2 protein-coding genes and 1 pseudogene are annotated in these 1,026 nt (G+C 39.8%); all 3 read left to right on the top strand.

From position 1 onward, the window contains the following. Positions 1–83: pseudogene (locus tag V7183_RS26105) on the top strand (DUF3961 domain-containing protein); the annotation flags it as partial. 16 nt (positions 84–99) lie between these two features. Beyond that, positions 100–318 (top strand): hypothetical protein, encoded by a 219-nt coding sequence (locus V7183_RS24705; protein WP_335361181.1) that lies wholly within the window; start codon positions 100–102, stop codon positions 316–318. Between the two features lie 277 nt (positions 319–595). After that, positions 596–889 carry a hypothetical protein gene (locus V7183_RS24710; protein ID WP_335361182.1) on the top strand — a complete coding sequence of 98 codons (294 nt, stop codon included), beginning with the start codon at positions 596–598 and terminating at the stop codon, positions 887–889. The last annotated feature ends 137 nt before the right edge of the window (positions 890–1,026 follow it).

The raw sequence follows: 1,026 nt of genomic DNA on the forward strand, positions 1-1,026 counted from the left end.
CTGATCGCACTTGGTATTACGGAGTTTTCGGCGTAGGTGGTACGTTGTACGCTATCGATATGTTTATAGCGCATATTTTATAAAATGGAGGAAGCGAAAATGGGAGTATTAGCATTGTCAGATATCGCACAGAAAGTCCAGGTTAATTATCGTAAGACAATCGTAGGATGGTACAACGTATATATAGCGGAGACGGAGAGTTTCGTAAATATTTCACCGCAGCAGTTCCGTGAATTGTTACCACATATAAGTCCGAATACTCAATGTGGGTGCGACGAGTTAAGTTATGCGGCATTTGAAAATTTATTTTGGAAGTAACGAATAAGCGAATCCATTCCATCCATTGAGGTATGAACGGGAAAATATGGAGGATGGCGTTTTAGTTAAATTAGTAGAGTAACAGGTGGCGCTGGCTTGACGGTTTAACTAACGAGGTGGTCGTTGGTTGGTGCACGGTTGGCGGGTGCATCAGTTGCGATCTTAATTGTAGCAACGTGGTAACGTGGAGTGCATATTTGGTAGGTATGTATTGTGCGAGGTTACATTAGTGCTCGACCAGGTGGATTCTATCGAAATATCAAAGGGGGAATGAGATATGGAATTAAAAGCAGGCGATGTGTTTAAAATGGAACGGCGTTTTGAAATCGACGATCACTACGAAACTTGTATGTTAGAAGGTATGATGCTGAATGAATCGTTATTTTTAACGGCAGACGAATATCATATGGGCGTATACGACTTCCAAACGTTTTTGGATACGAAAGACCTTAGCGACAATTTTCTCGAGATACATGTATATAGCAAGCGACCGTTATCTACTACGGACGTGAGTCAGTTCAAAGATAAAAGTATCATCGATTTTCTATTACATTATGTAACGGTGAAGTAAATAAACGGAGGGAGCATCGTGTCGGTAGCGGTGCTCTTTTTTTATTTTTTTTTTCATAAACATGTCGTTTTTGACCTTTCGTTGGAACTATTACAAGTGAGGAGGTAATTTTTTATGAAAACATGTCGTTTTTTAAA

Source organism: Bacillus sp. JJ1127 (assembly GCF_036965845.1).
Classification (GTDB): domain Bacteria; phylum Bacillota; class Bacilli; order Bacillales; family Bacillaceae_G; genus Bacillus_A.

Bases quoted from the DNA above. Each gene is read 5' to 3' on its own strand.
- V7183_RS24710 (WP_335361182.1), top strand. From the start codon at position 596: ATGGAATTAAAAGCAGGCGATGTGTTTAAAATGGAACGGCGTTTTGAA.
- V7183_RS24705 (WP_335361181.1), top strand. From the start codon at position 100: ATGGGAGTATTAGCATTGTCAGATATCGCACAGAAAGTCCAGGTTAAT.